The following is a 14,172-nucleotide window of genomic DNA, read 5'->3' as shown; positions in this document are numbered from 1 at the left end:
GGGGGGGGGGGGGGGGCTGGGCGGCCCCCGCCCCTCGGTTTTACCCCCGCCCCCCGCTTGTCTTTTGTCCCCCGCGCCCCCCCCCCCCCCCCGGGGCCCCCCCCCCCCCGGGCCCCCCCCCCCACGGCTCGCCTCGGGCCCGGCTCAGCCCTCGGTCCAGCCGTGGCCCTTGGCGCACTGCAGCACGGCGTTGCGCACCTTCAGCACCTGCTCGCCGGTGAGCGAGGGCACGTGCTCCAGCAGCAGCTCGGTGACCTCCACCAGCAGCTCCGCGGAGGTGAGGACGTCGCACTCCGCCTCGTCGCTCTCGGCCGTCGCGACCCGCGCCGCCGTGACCGCCGGCCCGGCCGGCCGGGCCAATGCCCCCTTGGGCAGGCGCACCGAGGAGGCCTTGAGCCCCCGGTCGCCCTCCTCCATCTCGAACTCCACCACCAGGCCCGAGTGCACCAGCGACTCGGGCATCAGCATGTCGTTGACGTGCAGGAAGACGTCCTCCCCGCCGTGGTCCGGAGCGATGAACCCGTACCCGCGCACACTGTCGTACCGCACAACCCGACCGGTGACCACAACACACCCCCAAGACAACAACCCGGGCCCCCTGCCCGACACCTGACGTAGAGGATAGAGGACCGGGCGCCCGGCGCACGCCCCCCGGCCGGTCAGGGCGCGAGGGACTCGACCGCGGCCCTGAGCCGTGCCGGCACCGCGGCCGGTTCGCTGCGCGGGGGAGTGGCCAGGGCGAGGCGCAGGGCGGCGGGGCGGTGCGGCCCGGTGGCGAAGGCGTCGGCGGTGGAGACGAGGACGCCCCGGGCGGCGAGGACGACGGCCGCGCTCGCGGTGCCGTCGCCCCGCCCCGGACACCATCGGACGCGCCGTTGCCAAACGCTGCGCCGCCGGGCAGCCCGCGAACGACGGGAACAGGCCAGGTCGCGCGCCCGGGCCGGCAGCCCGGCCGGCGGGCCCCGTCACCCCTCCCACCCGCCCGTTCCGGTGCTCCGCCGCAAACGGGCGGGTGACCGGCGTACCCGGCGCACGCGGGGCGACACGCGCGACCACCGGGAACACGAGCCCCCGGCCTCCCGCGTTCGCGGGCCAGAACGTCCGATTATCGATCCCGCAGGGAAGAGCAACTGATCGTTCGTCAGTTGAGGGCGACGATGGGACCGCCCCCGCGCGGTCCGATGCCGAACGACCCGAGAACGACCAGGAGACAATCGTGCGCATACTCTTCACCGGCCCGGCCGCTCCCAGCCACCTCTTCCCGATGGTGCCCACCGCCCAGGCCGTGCGGGCCGCCGGGCACGAGGTGCTGTTCGCCAGCGGGCAGCCGTTGGAGCAGCTCCGCCAGGCCGGGTTCCCGATCGTCGAGATCGGCGACGGACGGCCCGTGCGGGAGGCCTTCGAGGAGGTCTTCGGCCGCCAGGCGCACTACGCGCAGCCGGACCTGACGCAGGAGGAGATCATGGAGATCGGCGCCGCCGCCTTCGCCCTCGCCTCGCGTCCCACCGTGGACGACCTGCTGGCGGTGGCCGACGGCTGGGGCGCCGATCTGATCGTCCACGACTCCTGTCTGGCCTCCGCCCAGCTGGTCGCGGCCAAGCTCGGCATCCCGGCCGCGCTGCAGAACTTCGGCATCAGCTCCGGCCTCGGCATGGCCGCCCAGCTGGCCGACCACTTCACCGACCTCTACGAGAAGCACGGCGTGGCCGGGCCCGCCGAGTCCACCCCGCTGAACATCGTGCCCGCCTCGCTCGGCGGCGACCAGGGCGGCCTGCGGATGCGCTACGTGCCGTACAACGGCGGCGGCGTCGTCCCCGCCGCGCTGCTGCACCGGGGCACACGGCCGCGGATCGCCGTCACCCTCGGCACGGTGATCACCGACACGGACGGCCTGGAGGCCATCACCCGGCTGATCGCCTCCGCCGCCGAGGTCGACGCCGAGTTCCTGCTCGCCGTCGGCAACGCCGATCTCACCGCCCTGGGCACCCTGCCGGCCAACGTCCACCCGCTGCCGTGGGTGCCGCTCGCCGAACTGCTGCGGGTCTGCGACGCGGTCGTCCACCACGGCGGCTCCGGCAGCACCCTCACCGGGATGCAGGCCGGTCTGCCCCAGCTCCTGCTGCCCCAGGGGGCGGACAACTTCGTGGTGGCCGACGCCATGGTCGCCACCGGGGCCGCGCTGCGCTCCTCCAGCGCGGACGTCGACGCCGCGCTGCTCACCCGCCTCGTCACCGACCCGGCGCTGCGGGAGGGCGCCGCCCGCCTGCGCACCGAGAACGAGGCCCTGCCGAGCCCGGCGGAGCTCGTCCCCGACATCGAGGCCCTGGCGACCGCCCGGCCCTGACCCCCCGTCCGGCCCTGACCCACCATCCGGCCCTGACCCACCATCCGGCCCGACGGACGGCGCCCCGGACCGCCGCGTGAGCGGTCCGGGGCGCCGCCGCGTCCGGGCCCAGTCGCCCCGCACCCCGCCGGGCGGCACCCGACGCGTGCCGCGGGCATCCGCCCCGGACCCACCACCCGGCGGTCCGGGGCGGGTCGCCGCTCAGCGGCAGGGGAGCAGCGCGAAGGCGTAGCCGCGGGACTTCAGGGTGCGCAGGACGGCGGGCAGCGCGGCCACGGTCTGGCTGCGGTCGCCGCCGCCGTCGTGCAGGAGGATCACGGATCCGGGCTTGACGGCGTCGAGGACGCGGCGCTCGATGGCGGCGCGGCCGGGGCGGGCCCAGTCCTGGGGGTCGACGCTCCACAGCTGGATGCTCTTGCCGAGGCCGGCGGAGGCGGCGCGGACGGTGGCGTTCACCCCGCCGTAGGGCGGGCGCAGGCAGGTCGGGGTGGTGCCGGTCTGTGCCCGGATGCGCGCGTCGGTGGCCGTCACCTGGTCCTGGAGGGCGGACTTGGACAGCCGCCGCAGGTCCGGGTGCGACCAGCTGTGGTTCTGCACGCTGTGCCCCTGCGCGCTCACCTGGCGGGTGACCGCCGGATGGGCCGCGACGTTCTGCCCGATCTCGAAGAACGTGGCGCGCACGCCGTACTGGGACAGCAGAGCGAGCACCTGCGGGGTGTAGCGGGGGCTCGGGCCGTCGTCGAAGGTCAGGTAGACGACCTTGGCCGGGGCGGCCTGCGCCGGGACGGCCGGCAGGGCGACGACGGCGGTGGCGGCCGCGACCAGGGCTCCGGCGGCGAGCCGGGCGGCCCGGCGCCTCCGGGGACGGTCCGCTCCACGGGGTGAAGACACAGGTCCTCCCAACGGCCGCGGCACAGGAACGAACCCGGTGCCCGCCCCCTCCCCGGCACTGCGCCCCAATGTAGCGGTCCGCCCCCGCACCGTCCCGGGTGTCCGGCGTGCGGGGGGCGTACTTCGGCCAGCCGCGGGCCGGCCCGGGGCCCGGGCCTCAGCGGGCGACGGCCGTGCTCACCTCCGCGAACTCCACCAGCGGCTCCTCGGCGAGGAGTTGGGGGAAGCGGGCGAGCAGCGCGGTCACCTGGGGGGCGGCGAAGTGGGCGTCGCGGGCCGCGCGGTCGGCGTACCGCTCCGCGACCAGGAACCGGTCCCCGTCCCCGCGGCCCACCGTGTAGGCCAGGGCGCCCGGTTCGCGCAGGGTGGCCTCGGCGACCTCCCGCAGGGCCGCGTCGAGGGCGGCCGCCTGCTCCGGCCGGGCTCGCAGGATCGCCAGCACCATGGTCATGGGACTTCCTTCCGGGTCGGTGACTCCCGGTCAGCCTGGCCGTCGCAGGGGAGCGGCGGATAGTAGAAATGCGACAGGCCCCGCCCGAGCAGGGCGGTCGGCCGCTCACCGGTGAGCCGGCGGAACTCGCGGACGAAGTGCGCCTGGTCGTAGTAGCCGGCCGCCAGCGCTGCCGGAAGGTAGTCGCGCCGGTCCTCCCGCAGCAACTGCCGGGCGAGCCGCTGGAACCTCGCCAGGCGCTGGAACTCCTTCGGCCCGGCCCCCACCGCCGCGGGGAAGGCCCGCTGCAGCCGGCGCACGCCGACCCCGGCCGCCTCGGCGAGCCGGTCCACCCGCAGCCCGGCCGGTTCGCGGTAGACGCGCCCGACGACGGCGTCCAGCCATGCGTCCGGGCGGCGGTGCCCGCCGAGCAGCCCGGTGAGGAACCGGTCGAGCACCGCGACCCGCTCCCGCGCGCCGGTGGCGGCCCCCACCTCCTCCGGCAGCCGCCGCCCGGCCGCGCCCCACAACTCCCCGGCGTCGACCACCCGGTCGGCCAGCTCGTCGAGGCCGGCCGGCACGAGGTGGCGCAGCGCGCCCGCCCGGAACCGCACCGCCGTGAACCCGCCCGCCCCCGTGCGCCGGTCCACCTGCCAGGCGGTGCGCCGCAGACAGACGAGGTGCGCCTGCGGCAGCGGCGCCGGCGCCCCGGCACCGTCGCCGGCCCGCAGCTCCACCCCGCCCGCCCGGTGCACCCACAGCTCGGCGCCGGTTCCCGGCAGCAGCCGCGGGAGCGGGCCCGGACCGCCCTCGCACCACCAGTACCGCTCCACGAACGCCCGTAGCGCGGGAGCGGGCGGCGCGTGGCCGGCACACGGGCCCCCCGGCGCGGGCGCAGTCATGACGGTGATGCCAGAAGACGGCATCCGGCCTTCCTTCCATGGTCATCCAGCCCCGGGAAGCCTATGCGACGCCGCAACAGGGCGCTAAGCTGCGGGCTTCTGAGCCAGTACCTGACAGGCCGTGCCACGGCCGGTGCCCCGGGCCGCCCCTCACCCGGATCCCATCGGCCATGACACGCCCCGTCGCCGTTCGGTGCTGGGGACGCTGCTGGATCGCATTGAAGGAGGGGCAGATGGAGTCGTTTCCCGCGCGGATGGTGCGGTCGTCCAGACGCCGTGCCGACCGATTCGCCCGCGCCTACCGGCGCGTGGCCCCCGGTGTCCTGCGGATCAGCGTGGGCCTGCTGTACCTCTGGTTCGGGTTGCCGAAGTTCTTCCCCGGAGCCAGCCCCGCCGAGGATCTCGCCACCCGCTGCATGAGCCTGATGACCTTCGACGCGGTGCCGCCCGACGTCTCGCGGTACCTGCTGGCGCTCATGGAGGTCACCATCGGGCTCGGTCTGGTCACCGGCGTGCTGCTCCGGCTGGTCCTCGCCGTGTTCTTCGTCCACATGACCGGGGTCTTCGCGACGCTCTTCCTGCTGCCGGACGACGTGTGGGCCCACGGCGTCCCGCCCGTTCCCACGATGGAGGGGCAGTACATCCTGAAGAACATCGTGCTGATCGTGGCCTGTCTGACCGTCGCCACCCGGGAACGGCCCACCCCGGCGACCGGGACCGAGCCGGCGACCGGAACCGAGCCGGGGGCCGGGACCACGACCGGGCCCGGGCCCCGGACCGGACCCGGAGCCGAGGCCGCCCCCGGCGCTGCGTCGCTCCGGGCGGGCACGGTGCCCGGTGACCCGCCGGAGCCGGTGGCCCGCCCCCGGACGCCCGGCGACCTGCGCCGGCAGTTCGCGGGCTGAGGCCGCGGGCCCGGCGGCCGGGCGCCGCCGGGCGGTCCTCCCGTCAGCCCCGCCGGGCCTCGGCCAGCCGGGCGGGAGCGGCGCCGAGCCACCACAGCGGATCGGCGCTGCCGTCGGTGGTGCGCCCGTCGCGGTGGACGTAGTGCCGCACGTCCCGGCCGGGCTCGCCGAGTTCGCCGGCGAGGGCGCGCTCCAGCCACTCGGCGCCGAACCGGAAGACCTCGGCCGCCACCCCGCCCAGCGGGTGGAACTCGTCCTCGTAGACCCGCAGTTCCTTCGGCGCCCGGATCCGCTCGAAGCTCTCCAGCGCCTGGGTGAGGTCGGTCAGCTCGTCGAACTCGCCGATGCCGTACAGCACGGGGCAGGTGATGCCGGCCACCAGGTCGCCGAGCGGCATCCGGCGGGCGAGGTCACGGTCGAAGGCGGCCTCGTCCGTGTAGCCGGCCATGTACATGTAGTTGTGCTTGAAGGTGGGCTGGGCGCGCTCGAAGATGGTCGTGAAGTCGCCGGTGACGGCCTCGAAGGCGGCCAGCGCGGCCAGCCGGCCGTCGGTGGCGGCGGCCCGCGAGCCCCAGTAGCCGCTCATCGAGATGCCGAACATGCCGATCAGGTCCGCGTCGACCTCCGGCAGCCCGGCCAGGTGGTCGATGTAACGGCCGATCGCCCGCTCGTAGTTGGCCAGGTCGACGGTCAGGCCGCCGGCCCGGCTCTCGCCCTGGCCGGGGCCCTCGATGGAGAGCGCGACCATCCCCCGCGAGGTGTAGTAGCGCTCGGCGGCCCAGATGTAGTCCTCCTTGATCATGTCCATCCCCGGGCCGAGGATCACGGCGGGGGCTCCCTCGACGCGGCCGGCCGGCAGGTGGAGCAGGGCGTGGATCCGGGAGCCCTCGAAGTCCAGCTCCACCCGCCGGACCCGGCCACCGCGCAGCTCGCCGAGCCGCGCCACGCAGTGGTTGGTGCGCGCGCGCAGCGCGGCCTTCCGCGGGTCGGCGGCGTCGAAGACCGAGTACTGGGCCCGGCCCCACATCACCGCCGCCCGCCCGTAGAGGTCGGCGGCGGTCCGCGCGAACCCGCCGCGCTCGTGGTGCGCGGCGCGCTCCTCGGCCTGGGCGGCCACCGTCGCCCAGGCCTTCGGGAGCATCGCGCCGCTGCGCACCAGGGCGAAGACCTTGGCGAAGTCGGTGTGGTCGTGGCCGAGTTGCTCCATGGTGCCGACGGCCTCGGGGTGCAGCGCGTCGAAGCCGCCCTGGGCGAGGGCGATGTCCAGGGCCCAGCTCTGGCCGGTCGATCGGACGGTCATGGCGGTGTCCTCTCAGGAAGGGGTGGCGCGCTTCCGCTCGGCGGGCGGGCGCAACCACTAAGTACTTAGCTATTAAGTACTTAGGTTAAACTGCTGTCAAGCCCGCCGGAGGGTGCCCGCCGCGCCCGCCCGGCGACCAGGACCGCTGAGAAGGAGTGCCGATGACCTCGCCCGACCGCGCCCAGGCCCTCGACCGCCTGGCCCGCGCCGCCTACCGACTGAGCGCCGCCGACGCCCGCCTGCGCGGCCGGGCCACCCGCACCCCGGGCGCCCTCTCGCTCACCCACGCCCGTGCCCTGCGCACCCTCGCCGACCAGGGCCCGCTGACCATCAGCCAGCTCGCCGCCGGCACCGAGACCACCGGCGCCGCCACCACCCAGCTGGTCAACGGTCTGGCCGCGGCCGGCTACGTCACCCGCACCCGCCCGCCCGAGGACAAGCGCTCCGTCCTCGTCGCCCTCACCGACATCGGCCGCGAACGCCACGAGCGCCGCCGGCGGGCCCTCGCCGAAGCACTCGACACCGACCTCGCCGACTACGACCCCGCCGCCCTCGACAGCGCCGCCGAGGTCCTCCAGCGCCTCTCCGCCGTGTACGACCGGCTCTGACCGGCCGCCATGACCGTCCTCGGACCGGCCCCCGCCGGCGCATCTGCGACCATGGGGCGCCGGGCCGGCACACGGGCGGTCGAGAGGACGTGGCAAAGGACATGGGCGAGACCTGGCGACGGCTGCAGCCGCTGCGCGTGGCCCCCGGCTGGACGATCGACATGAACAGCCTCTACGCGGTGGACCCCTCGCCGGAGACCGTCGGATGGCTCGCCGGATCCGTCCTGGTGAGCGGCCACCTGGTGGACGGCGGTCTCTGCTTCGACGTCCGGTGGGAGCCCGAGGGGGATCCCGACGGCTGCTACGTCGCCGACTTCCTCCACCTCGCCGGCTACGAGCGACGGGGAACCGTCACCCGCGAGCACACCTACCTCGGCACCTGGACCACCAGGAGCCGGGCCGCGCTCGTGGCGGCCCTGGAGGAGCTCATGTTCACCCGGAAGCCCCCGGCCGACCTCAGCCCCCCGCCGTCCACCGGGCCGGCGGGGGAGTGACCCGGGGCAGCCCGGCGCCGGAGCCGGCTCGCACGGCGTCCGGCCCCGGGCCCTCCTCGGCGGGCGAGGGGCCGAGGAACTTGTCGAGGTCGGGGGAGGTCCGGATGTCCTTCGGGTCGGGGGCCTCCATCGCCGGCGCGGTGCCCAGCGCCGAGTACGTCACGGTGACGGCGTCCGCCGCGCCCTCCTTGTCGCCGGTCAGGCGGAAGCGGACGAGCTGCTGCTCGGCGTTGATCCAGAAGTCGAGGACGAACGCCTTGCCGCTCTTCCTCAGCCCCACCTCGGCGTGGGGCCGGTGCTCGGCGGTGAGACCGGGGATCCCGCCCAGCACGGCGTCGACGTCCTCGATGTCGCGGTAGTGGGTGACCTCGGCGCCGTCGACCGTCTCGGTCCCGACCCTGTCGAGCCAGCCCGCCCGGGCCAGGGTCAACAGGTTCACCGGGTCCATCACCAGGCTGAGCTGCGGGTAGAACGGCTTGCGCCACAGGATGAAGGTCGCCTTCACCCAGATCACCTGCTCGCCCACCGCTGCCGCGACCTGCTCCGTGGGCCCGAAGTACGCCTCGTTGCCCGCCATCCGGATCCTGAGCCGGGTGCCCGGATCGTCGGCGAGGTAGTCGAGCACGGCCGGGCCGTCCGCCCAGCGGGTGAAGCCCGTACCTGGCACGGCCGCGCTGCCGTCTCCGCCGGACAGGGTGTACCGGGCGCTGCCGGCCCGGCGCATCACCTCGGCCGCCGCCGCCAGCGCCGCCTCAGGATCGAGCGCGGCCGTCGCCGTCCCCCCGGCTGCCGTCCCCCCGGCCGTCGCCGTGGCCGCCGTCGCGGTGGCCGGGACGGTGGCCGCCGGTGACGGCCGGCCCTCGGCACCGCCGCCACCGGAGCTCCCGCAGCCGGTGAGACCGCCCGCCAGGACGGCCGCTGTGACGGTCATGACGACGGCGGAACGTGCCCCGCGCATGAAGACTCCCTGGGTCCGGACTTCCCTGACGATGCCGGGCGGACTCTAGTGGATCACCGGCCGGCCGCACGTTCCATTTCGGTGGCCGGACGCCCGCACCCTGCGGGGTCCTCGGGAAAGCGCGGAGCAGGAAGTCGGCCGGGCCGACTTCCTGCTCCGCGCGGTGCGTTCGCTACGCCCGGTGGTACGGCGCCGGGATGCTGACCTCGCCGCCGAGGGCGGTGGCGGCGTGGCGGGCCCAGAAGGGGTTGCGCAGCAGTTCGCGACCGAGCAGCACGGCGTCGGCGCGGCCGTCGGTGAGGATCTGCTGGGCCTGGGCCGGTTCGGTGATCAGGCCGACGGCGGCCACCGGCAGGTCGGTCCCGGTGCGGACCGCCTCGGCGAACGGCACCTGGAAGCCGGGGGCGGCCTCGATCCTGGCGTCGGGCGCGATGCCGCCGGTGGAGACGTCGAGCAGGTCGACGCCGTGCGCGAGCAGTTCCTTGGCCAGCCGGACGGTCTCCTCGGAGGTCCAGCCCTCGCGGTCGTCCTCGGGGTTCTCGGTGAGCCAGTCGGTCGCGGAGATGCGGAAGAACACCGGCAGGTCCTCGGGCCACACCGCGCGGACGGCGTCGACGACCTCCAGGGCGAAGCGGGTGCGCCCCTCGAAGGAGCCGCCGTACGCGTCGGTGCGGCGGTTGCTGTGCGGGGAGAGGAACTGGTGGATCAGGTAGCCGTGCGCGCCGTGCACCTCGACGACCTGGAACCCGGCGTCGAGCGCGCGCCGGGCGGCGTCGGCGAACTGGCCCACGATCTCGCCGATCTGCTCCACGGTCAGCTCCTGCGGCGTGACCCGGCCGGATTCGAAGGGAACGGCGCTGGGGGCGACCGGCGTCCAGCCGTGCTCCTCCTCCGGGGCGAGCGCGCGGCCGCGGTCGACCCAGGTGCGCTCGGTGGAGGCCTTCCGTCCGGCGTGGCCGAGCTGGATCGCGGGCACGGTGCCCTGCGCCTTGAGGAAGGCGGTGATCCGGCGGAAGGCCTGGGCCTGGGTGTCGTTCCACAGCCCGAGGTCGTAGGGCGAGATGCGGCCCTCGGGGGTGACGGCGGTGGCCTCGACGATGATCAGCCCGGTGCCGCCGGCGGCGCGCGCCGCGAGATGCGTGAAGTGCCAGTCGTTGGGGACGCCCGCCGCCTCGCCGTCCGGTGCGGCGCTGTACTGGCACATCGGCGGCATCCAGATCCGGTTGGGGATGGTGAGCGACCGCAGGGTGTAGGGGCTGAAGAGGCTGGTGCTCATGTCGGGCTCCTGATCGGATCGGCAGACGGAGGAGAGGAGACGTGCCCAGGAGTGATTGCAGCCGCAATCTCTGCGGAAACAATAATTGCATGCGCGGCATAAGGCAAGTTCCCAACCTCCGGCCTGCCACGGGCCGGTCCGCCTTCGTTCCAGGCCGCCGGGCGCCGCCGGCAGGTCATGCCCGAGCCGAAGCCGAGTTCCTGCGGCAGGTGCTCCCCGTCGCCGAGCGCATCGTGCGGGCCGCCTTCGCCCCCGCGGGCTGACCGCCGGGGCGCGGTCTTTCTCCGAACTGGCCACTCCAGGCTGCGAGTTCTGACATCATCGTCGTCGTTCCAGGAAAGGTGGGGGCATGGGTGCGAAGGTGTTCATCGGCGTCGTGGCGGCGGCCGCCGTGCTGGGGGCGGCGGGCTGTTCCTCCGGCGGCGCGGACCGGGCCGCCGGGTCGCCGTCACTGTCGCGGACGGTGACGGTGAGCAGCGGGGCGGGGACTCCGTCCGGCGAGCCGAGCACCGCCGACACTCCGTCGCCGGACGGCACGCCCTCGCCCACCGAGACCTGCGCCGACCCCGCGCTGCTCGGGGACGGCGACCTCGCCGGCTACCTGGTCCGCCTCCCGGGCTCGCTGCGCATCATCGACCTGGGCGTCTATATGGCGCTGGACGGCCTGCACCTGGACACCCAGGAGACCAAGCGGGCCTGTGCCCCGATCCCGGTGAAGATCACCCGGTTCGCGGTGCGGCTGTCCAACGTCGGCGCCGGTGCGACGGGGCGGCCGTCCTACTCCTACCGCCCGCTGGACACCGTCGAGGTGCTGCTCGGCCCGGCCAACGGCGTCGCCCCGGGCAGCACGCCCCCGGCCACCTCGCAGTGCAGCGGCGTCCTGTCCGTGGTGCACACCGGGGCGCCCGTCAAGGACACCGAACTGCCGGAACGGCTCAACATCGTCCCCCCGAGCGGCGAGCCCACCGGCCCCTACAGCCAGCAGATCAGGGTGACCGGCGGGCGCCTGGTGACGGCTGGCCTGGTGCTGCCCGGGGACAACCGGGGCTGCTGACACCCGGACGACCGGCGCGTCCGGCCACCGGGACGCCCGCAACCGCGCGCAGGTCGTCCGGTTGCGCGGGCGCGGCCCGCGGGCTGAAGGGCTCTCAGGAGGGAACGGCGTCCGTGCCGGGACGGTGCCGGCAGCCGGCCGGGGACTCCCGCACGCCCGTCAGGGAATCAGGACCACCTTGCCGCTGACCGTGCCGGACTCGGCCAGGCGCAGCGCCTCCGCGGCACTGGTGAGCGGGAGTTCGGCGGCGACGCGCGCGGCCACGTCGCCGCGGCGGACGGCTTCGAAGACCTCGGCGAGATCGCTGCGCAGCCGGGCGCGGAAGCCGTCCCTGCCCAGGGCCCGCCCGGCCCAGATGTTGTAGAAACGGGCGCGGCGCCCGTTGGGCAGGGCGTTCCAGGCCCAGGTGCGGGCGAGGATCTTCAGCACGGGCCACTGCTTGGAGCCGCTGTCGTCGCGGGTGGAGGCACTGCCGTAGGCGACCAGGGTGCCGCCGGGGGCGAGCAGTTGCCAGGAGTCGACCACGCTGCGCCCGCCGACGTGGTCGAACACCGCGTCCACCCCGCCGGGCGCCAGCTCCCGCACCCGGGCCGGCACGTCACCGGCCCGGTAGTCGACGGGCACGACGCCCAGCCCGCGCAGCGCGTCATGGTGCCGGGCGGAGGCCGTGCCGATCACCGACACGCCCGCCGCGCGGGCCAGTTGGACGAGGACGGAGCCGACGCCGCCGCTCGCTCCGTGCACCAGGACGGTCTGCCCGGCGCGCACCCGCGCCAGCCGGTGCAGCATCTGCCAGGCGGTGATGCCGTTGACCACCACGGTCTCCGCCTCGGCCGCCGTGAGGCCGTCCGGCACGGGCACCACGTCCGCCGCGTCGAGTGCCACGTGGCTGGCCCAGCCGCCGACCTTGACCAGCGCGGCGACCCGCCGGCCGGTCAGCGCCGGATCGACGCCCTCGCCGGTGGCCAGCACCCGGCCGACCAGGTCGTAGCCGGGGACGAAGGGGAACGGCGGCTGGTCGTAGTACCGACCCCGGCGCATCTGCTGCTCGGCGAACGAGACCCCGGTCGCCTCCACGCCGATCAGGATCCGGCCCGGCCCGGCCCCGGGCACCGTTCCGTAGCGCAGTTCCAGGCCCTCCGGGGCCACCACGCCGGGCAGGACGACTTCGAGCAGGCGCTGGTCGGACATGGCCACGCCCTCCTTCTCGCTGGTTGGTTTCGTGCTCTCGTGTTCGTTATAAGTTGTAACCCCTTGCCGTCGTGAGTGTCAACAACTTCCGTGAGACCCTCTCACTCCACGGCGCTGCCGCGCCGCCGCGTGATAACGTCCGGCTCGCCGTGCGCCGCTGCGAACCGAGGAGGTGGGACCGATCAACGCTGTGACAGGTCGGGCACCCCTCCCTCGCATGGCCCGGGAGTGCCCGCAGTAGGCACCCCGAAAGGCCCGTACCGCTATGCACTTCACCACGGACACGTCGTCCGGCGGCATCCGCGAGCAGCTCTTCGTCCTGGGGGAGACCCCCGGCGCGCTCTGGACCCCGGACGGATCCTCCGACCCCCTCGGCCGCACCGGCCCCGCCCGCCCCCGGCCGCTGGTCCTGCTCGGACACGGCGGCGGCGAGCACAAGAAGGCCCCCGCCGTCCTGGACCGCGCCCGCCGGCTCGTCGCCGAGTGCGGCTTCGCGGTGGTCGCACCGGACGTGCCCGGCCACGGCGACCGGCCCGTGCACGAGGAGTACGACCGGATCGCCACCGCCAACCGGGCCCGCATCGAGGCCGGGGCCGAGCCGGCGCCGCTCCTCGCGCAGTTCCACGCGCAGTTCCACGCCCTGGTGGCGCGGCGGACCGTCCCCGAGTGGCGTGCCGTGCTCGACGCGGTCCAGCGGCTCGGCCACGTCGGCGCCGGACCGGTGGGCTACTGGGGCGTCTCACTGGGCTGCGGACTCGGCGTCCCGTTCGTCGCCGCCGAACCCCGGGTGCGCGCGGCGGTCCTGGGCCTCGGCGGCGCCCTGGCCTCGGCCGGCGAGGCGGCGCGGATCACCGTCCCCGTGCGGTTCCTGCTCCAGTGGGACGACGAGCGGGTCCCGCGCGCGACGGGCCTGGCCCTGTTCGAGGCCTTCGGCTCCGCCGAGAAGACCCTGCACGCCAACCCCGGCCGGCACGGCGACCTCCCGGCCCTCGAAGCGGACTCCGCGCTGCGCTTCTTCGCCCGGCACCTCGGCCGGCCGTAGCCCGCCGACCGCCGCCTCGGCCGGCCGTAGCCCGCTGACCGCCGCCTCGGCCGGCCGCAGCCCGCCGACCGCCGTCCCGTCCGCCGGAACCCCGCCCCACCGGGCCCCCGGCCGAAAGCGGTCCGCCCCCGCCGCACGTCCCAGGACGCGCGCCGGGGGCGGACCGCCCGCAGCCGCTCAGCCCATCGACTTGGCGCCGTCCAGGGACTCCCGCAGGATGTCGGCGTGGCCGGCGTGCTGCGCGGTCTCGCCGATGATCTGCAGCAGCACCTTGCGGGCCGACCAGCGGGCGCCGGGCTCGAACCACGGCGCCGCGGGCAGCGGCTGGGAGGCGTCGAGGTCCGGCAGGGCGGCGACCACCGCGTCGGTGCGGTCCGCCACCTCCTCGTAGGCGGCCAGCACCCCGGCCAGGGTCTCGCCCGGCAGCAGGCGGAACACGTCGGCCCGCCGGGCCAGGTCCTCCGGCGTCGGGTTGGCGAAGTCGGGCATCGCGGACGGGCCTTCGAGGATGAAGCCCACCCAGGCCCGCTCGACGGACGCGACGTGCTTGATCAGGCCGCCCAGGCACAGTTCGCTCGCGGTGGTGCGCAGCGCGGCCTGCTCGTCGCTCAGGTCGCGCGTGGTGTGGCGCAGGAAGTGGCGCTGCAGGGCGAGCTGCGCCAACAGGTCGGCCCGCTCGCCGGTGACCGTGGGGGCGGTGGTGGTCGCGGTGTCGCTCATGGCTGTTCCTCCGTCGGCGCTTCCGGTGCCGGCGGCCCCTGCCGTCCGACGTGTTCC

Annotated in this window: 15 protein-coding genes; 6 read left to right on the top strand and 9 right to left on the bottom strand. The window is 75.3% G+C overall.

Going from position 1 to position 14,172, the window contains the following annotated elements; all coding sequences use genetic code 11:
* Nucleotides 1–144: 144 nt before the first annotated feature.
* A complete protein-coding gene (locus ACF1AK_RS20655) occupies nucleotides 145–567 on the bottom strand; it encodes a cold-shock protein (RefSeq protein WP_391500250.1) in 423 nt (140 codons plus the stop codon).
* A gap of 649 nt (nucleotides 568–1,216) precedes the next feature.
* On the opposite strand from ACF1AK_RS20655, the gene ACF1AK_RS20650 reads away from it, so the two are divergent.
* Complete coding sequence (locus ACF1AK_RS20650) at nucleotides 1,217–2,344, top strand: nucleotide disphospho-sugar-binding domain-containing protein (protein ID WP_391500249.1); 1,128 nt, start codon at nucleotides 1,217–1,219, stop codon at nucleotides 2,342–2,344.
* Between the two features lie 201 nt (nucleotides 2,345–2,545).
* Here the strand turns inward: ACF1AK_RS20650 and ACF1AK_RS20645 are convergent, their stop codons facing one another.
* From ACF1AK_RS20645 to ACF1AK_RS20635, 3 genes are all read right to left on the bottom strand, one after another.
* Entirely contained in the window at nucleotides 2,546–3,235 is a 690-nt protein-coding gene (locus ACF1AK_RS20645; RefSeq protein WP_391500248.1) for a polysaccharide deacetylase family protein, read from the bottom strand.
* Nucleotides 3,236–3,392: 157 nt separating this feature from the next.
* Nucleotides 3,393–3,686 carry a putative quinol monooxygenase gene (locus tag ACF1AK_RS20640; protein ID WP_391500247.1) on the bottom strand — a complete coding sequence of 98 codons (294 nt, stop codon included), beginning with the start codon at nucleotides 3,684–3,686 and terminating at the stop codon, nucleotides 3,393–3,395.
* Nucleotides 3,683–4,591: a helix-turn-helix domain-containing protein gene (locus ACF1AK_RS20635; RefSeq protein ID WP_391500246.1), complete on the bottom strand. Its 909-nt coding sequence runs from the start codon at nucleotides 4,589–4,591 to the stop codon at nucleotides 3,683–3,685. Before ACF1AK_RS20635 ends, ACF1AK_RS20640 begins: the two co-directional genes overlap by 4 nt.
* 209 nt (nucleotides 4,592–4,800) lie before the next feature.
* On the opposite strand from ACF1AK_RS20635, the gene ACF1AK_RS20630 reads away from it, so the two are divergent.
* Entirely contained in the window at nucleotides 4,801–5,472 is a 672-nt protein-coding gene (locus ACF1AK_RS20630) for a DoxX family protein (protein ID WP_391500245.1), read from the top strand.
* Between the two features lie 43 nt (nucleotides 5,473–5,515).
* Here the strand turns inward: ACF1AK_RS20630 and ACF1AK_RS20625 are convergent, their stop codons facing one another.
* On the bottom strand, nucleotides 5,516–6,772 hold the full coding sequence (locus ACF1AK_RS20625; RefSeq protein WP_391500244.1) for an alpha/beta hydrolase: 1,257 nt from the start codon (nucleotides 6,770–6,772) through the stop codon (nucleotides 5,516–5,518).
* A gap of 161 nt (nucleotides 6,773–6,933) precedes the next feature.
* Here ACF1AK_RS20625 and ACF1AK_RS20620 point away from each other — a divergent pair, with 161 nt between their 5' ends.
* Nucleotides 6,934–7,380: a MarR family winged helix-turn-helix transcriptional regulator gene (locus ACF1AK_RS20620; protein ID WP_391500243.1), complete on the top strand. Its 447-nt coding sequence runs from the start codon at nucleotides 6,934–6,936 to the stop codon at nucleotides 7,378–7,380.
* An 89-nt stretch (nucleotides 7,381–7,469) separates the two neighbouring features.
* Complete coding sequence (locus tag ACF1AK_RS20615) at nucleotides 7,470–7,874, top strand: hypothetical protein (protein WP_391500242.1); 405 nt, start codon at nucleotides 7,470–7,472, stop codon at nucleotides 7,872–7,874.
* Here the strand turns inward: ACF1AK_RS20615 and ACF1AK_RS20610 are convergent.
* Both ACF1AK_RS20610 and ACF1AK_RS20605 read right to left on the bottom strand, forming a co-directional pair.
* Nucleotides 7,837–8,832 (bottom strand): hypothetical protein, encoded by a 996-nt coding sequence (locus ACF1AK_RS20610; protein WP_391500241.1) that lies wholly within the window; start codon nucleotides 8,830–8,832, stop codon nucleotides 7,837–7,839. The genes ACF1AK_RS20615 and ACF1AK_RS20610 overlap by 38 nt on opposite strands.
* A 172-nt stretch (nucleotides 8,833–9,004) precedes the next feature.
* Nucleotides 9,005–10,108 carry an NADH:flavin oxidoreductase/NADH oxidase gene (locus ACF1AK_RS20605; protein WP_391500240.1) on the bottom strand — a complete coding sequence of 368 codons (1,104 nt, stop codon included), beginning with the start codon at nucleotides 10,106–10,108 and terminating at the stop codon, nucleotides 9,005–9,007.
* A gap of 349 nt (nucleotides 10,109–10,457) precedes the next feature.
* On the opposite strand from ACF1AK_RS20605, the gene ACF1AK_RS20600 reads away from it, so the two are divergent.
* On the top strand, nucleotides 10,458–11,162 hold the full coding sequence (locus tag ACF1AK_RS20600; protein ID WP_391500239.1) for a hypothetical protein: 705 nt from the start codon (nucleotides 10,458–10,460) through the stop codon (nucleotides 11,160–11,162).
* A 159-nt stretch (nucleotides 11,163–11,321) separates the two neighbouring features.
* Here the strand turns inward: ACF1AK_RS20600 and ACF1AK_RS20595 are convergent, their stop codons facing one another.
* The gene (locus tag ACF1AK_RS20595; protein WP_391500238.1) at nucleotides 11,322–12,353 is read right to left on the bottom strand and encodes a medium chain dehydrogenase/reductase family protein; all 1,032 of its coding nucleotides are present in this window, start codon (nucleotides 12,351–12,353) and stop codon (nucleotides 11,322–11,324) included.
* A gap of 265 nt (nucleotides 12,354–12,618) precedes the next feature.
* Between ACF1AK_RS20595 and ACF1AK_RS20590 the strand changes: the two genes are divergently transcribed.
* Nucleotides 12,619–13,395, top strand: a complete 777-nt coding sequence (locus ACF1AK_RS20590) for a dienelactone hydrolase family protein (protein ID WP_391500237.1) — start codon at nucleotides 12,619–12,621, stop codon at nucleotides 13,393–13,395.
* Between the two features lie 177 nt (nucleotides 13,396–13,572).
* Here the strand turns inward: ACF1AK_RS20590 and ACF1AK_RS20585 are convergent, their stop codons facing one another.
* Nucleotides 13,573–14,115: a DinB family protein gene (locus ACF1AK_RS20585; protein ID WP_391500236.1), complete on the bottom strand. Its 543-nt coding sequence runs from the start codon at nucleotides 14,113–14,115 to the stop codon at nucleotides 13,573–13,575.
* Nucleotides 14,116–14,172 lie beyond the last annotated feature (57 nt).

Origin of the sequence: Kitasatospora sp. NPDC015120, from assembly GCF_043080305.1 — a bacterium.
GTDB lineage: Bacteria > Actinomycetota > Actinomycetes > Streptomycetales > Streptomycetaceae > Kitasatospora.
The sequence above is the reverse complement of the archived record's forward strand: the minus strand, read 5'-3'. Positions and strand labels throughout refer to the sequence as shown.